This window comes from Phyllobacterium sp. P5_D12 (assembly GCF_054049495.1).
This window is the reverse complement of sequence record NZ_JBFUMG010000529.1, coordinates 1-3,088: the sequence shown is the minus strand read 5'-3', so window position 1 is coordinate 3,088 and position 3,088 is coordinate 1. Positions and strand designations below refer to the sequence as shown.

The 3,088-nt window shown below is 53.2% G+C and carries 4 protein-coding genes; all 4 read right to left on the bottom strand.

The genetic code is table 11. The annotated features are described in order from the left end of the window. Positions 1-825 (bottom strand): beta family protein (locus ACXJ5O_RS22985; RefSeq protein ID WP_457301929.1); only part of this gene is annotated, 825 nt, incomplete at its 3' end. Positions 826-839: 14 nt separating this feature from the next. Next, positions 840-2,102, bottom strand: a complete 1,263-nt coding sequence (locus ACXJ5O_RS22980; RefSeq protein WP_457301928.1) for a helix-turn-helix domain-containing protein — start codon at positions 2,100-2,102, stop codon at positions 840-842. Then, on the bottom strand, positions 2,089-2,613 hold the full coding sequence (locus ACXJ5O_RS22975; RefSeq protein ID WP_457301927.1) for a DUF6932 family protein: 525 nt from the start codon (positions 2,611-2,613) through the stop codon (positions 2,089-2,091). The genes ACXJ5O_RS22980 and ACXJ5O_RS22975 overlap by 14 nt, the downstream gene beginning before the upstream one ends. Then, positions 2,603-2,902, bottom strand: a complete 300-nt coding sequence (locus ACXJ5O_RS22970; RefSeq protein ID WP_457301926.1) for a DUF6596 domain-containing protein — start codon at positions 2,900-2,902, stop codon at positions 2,603-2,605. Before ACXJ5O_RS22970 ends, ACXJ5O_RS22975 begins: the two co-directional genes overlap by 11 nt. Positions 2,903-3,088: the final 186 nt, after the last annotated feature.

Sequence of the window (3,088 nt, the reverse complement as noted above, 5' to 3'; positions counted from 1 at the left end):
CCACGTGTCCCCCGCTGTGTAGACGAGCTTGCCTGCAGGCTTCAGCAGTCGCATGTCCTGTGCGCTGAATTCGGGATGTACAATTGTATAATCTCCGAAAGTAGGGATGCGTCCGGCGCCTAGCAATTTGGAGCGTAGCGTTTTATAAAAAATCCAATCGTGTCGAGGCAAGTGCCCGCCGGGCTTATTGATTGCAAGGATCTGTGGAAAGCCTGAACCGATCACAACAAGCGAGCGGTAGATCTCTAGGTCAGAGACATTCTCCATCGCGGCAATCAGGGCGTCGGCGAAATCATCATATGGCTGGAAGTTGGGTGCACCCAAATCGATGATGAGGTCAACCTGGTTTGACGAAAGGCCAAGTAACGTAACTAGCGTTTTCAAACGTGCATCAAAGTTCGATTTCATCACGTGTTCCAGCCTGACCCGGATTGCGACACCAAGTTTGTCTTTAGCTGCAATTCCAGCCACAAGCGCATTTACATTGGCGGGGGCGTCGAGTGAGGTGACAGGCACTGCTGATGCCCCGTCATTGCGGAGACCATCGAATACGAACGACATTGGCATACGCCCGTCCAACATGGGGGTCGTCGCAATGTTGGCATGAACATCAATCCAAGCGGGTCTCTGTCCCCATTTCTGTTGAAATCGTTTCGGGAATGTTTGAACCTGTTCTTGAACGGTCTTCTTCGGTTGTGCCTCCTCGAAATCGTATTCTGGTTCCGGAATGAGAATGAATGGAACAACGAACGACTTTGCTTGATCACTCAACCGAAAGAGAGCCTGATACTCGCCTTGCCGCCATCGCACCGACGGAACGTACATTGTGGACGTTAGCTTCATCCAATCATTCCCTCAAATTGGGCCTTGACGGTCCCCGAACCGACCAAGTTGGCGAAGATGCGATAGTCTTTCCTCTCCTTCCTAATTCTACCGGCGATGATGCTTGGACTGATTCCCAAATTTTCGGCATCGATGAGCACAGCTTCCTCTGTCATAGCAAAGCGAGACAGACACTTGCGCCACACATCCTGTGGGACGAGATGGTCTAGGGAAAATTTGTCCGCATCGTCTTCGTACTGATCACCATGATTCCCATCTTCTTCATCGAAAAAGTCGAAGCGGAGAGAATTGTAAAGATGCAGAAAAACGTGCCCGAGCTCATGGAACAAAACGAACCAAAAATTGTCCAACCGATCAAACCGTAACGTTAGGGCCACAACCGGATTTCCGAAGGATGCAACCATCGCGGCACCGTCGAGGTAGGTCCCAGGTAGATGGCTTTCAACGATCATGCCAATTCCGTGTCTACCGAGCAGATCTTTGGCCTTGCGAGGCCCGTCTTTGTCGCTCGTCAACGCGACCAGCTGACCCAGCCATCTGTCATCTAAATTGAACTCACCAATAGAGCCCGCGTCGAAGTCGTACCGCGCCTTCTGAAGGACGCGGGCTTGCCAAGCCAAAAGAGCGTGCTCATTGGGCGCGTTCCCACTATGCATCTTCTTGCGGTGAAGAGCCGTTGCGAATTGAGGACCCGCAACTTGATGAAACCAACCGCGAGCAGAAACTGCCAGGTCCCTTCCTTCGATCCAGCCGCGTTTAGCCATCTCTCGAAGCGGGAACTTGTTCCATTCAATGGCGTCCACGTCCGACCAGGTATAGATTGCGCTCTGCGTTCGTTCTTCACTTGAGCTAAAGGAGGGTGAAACGCGGACGCCCAGGATGCTCGCAACCTCCATCAAACGCGCCAAGCTGGCGCTCATGTAGTTGGTTGCTTCGTACCGCTGCACTTGCTGGGCTTTGAGACCTAAGTCTGCGGCCAGATTGGTTTGAGACAGGCCTTTTGCGATGCGAGCTTGAATCAGAACGCGCGGAAGATCTTCGAAAGCGAAGCCTTCGGTAAAACTTGCAGCGCCGGATTTAAGGAAGTCGTACTCTGCCATTTCTCGCTGAATGTCCGCAATCTGGCTCTCAAGTGCGTTGAACTCGATCTCTTGCAGCCAAGCAAGCTTGGTACTGTCTGCTTTGACGGCGTTAGCCGCGTTGTGCAGCTTGCTAAGCTGTTCCTTGGACACAGCGTACTGACGATCACTGAATATCATGAGCTAGCCTCCGAAGGATCGTTGCATCCGTCATGACCGAAATCGTAAGAATGCCCTTTCTCCCACCCGTGTGCTTTTCGACTTGGAAGAAATCCAAGAATGTTCTTCCAGATCCATTTTCGACGATACTCGACGGGAAATACTCACCCCCGAAGCGAGCTTTTTGGTGGGCTCTGCCATCGCTGAAATCCCCAAATACAGGATCGAGAATCGATCCGACAACTCCAGCCGGGTCCCAGCACGCGTCGTAGTCACCCGGGACTGGCTTAGCAGTAACGAAGCTGCCGTCCAGAAAGATAGTTGAACATCCAGCCTTTGCTAACGCGGCTGCTCCCTCGATTAACCCTGCAAGCAAAACCCGGCGCCGTTGATTATATCCAAATGCTAACTCGACTTCTTGAAGCGTTGCGGGATGAACGCCCGGGGGCAAAACATCCCAAGGCGAGCCGGATATGGAAACAAGCTTTGGAATCATTCTTACAACAATAATGTTGTAAGGTTCAAAAATCAAGTGGGGCTGTTACGTTTGTTCGCACCAAAGCCTGCTCGATCAGATCCGGGGCTTCTTTGATCCGCCCACGATCCCATAGCGAGCGATCCTGATCTTCCAACAGGACGAGATCACCGGCCGCCTCGACGCGTGTGCCGCGCCTTGGGCAAGCAGACCCAATGGCCTCCGGTTCACCCATGAGCTCGACCACCAGCCGGCCTAGCCGGATTGCCCCGGTGCACAGGTCTGCCCGCGTTAGGCTCGGACCCGCGGTCTCCGCATATCCTTCGTTAAAGATGAGATAGACCACTCGCAGCGCACTATCGAGCCGTGATGGTAACTCGGCGCGGGCCGGGACCTCTATGGGATCACCTCGTCGCGGATCTTTGCTTTTGCCCGGATGTCGCTTTGCCCTTAAAGGGGTTCATCCTCAATTTCTGTGATTCAGGGGCAGCATTCTTGCCCTCATCAGTTCTGGGCCGGCGCGACCGTACAT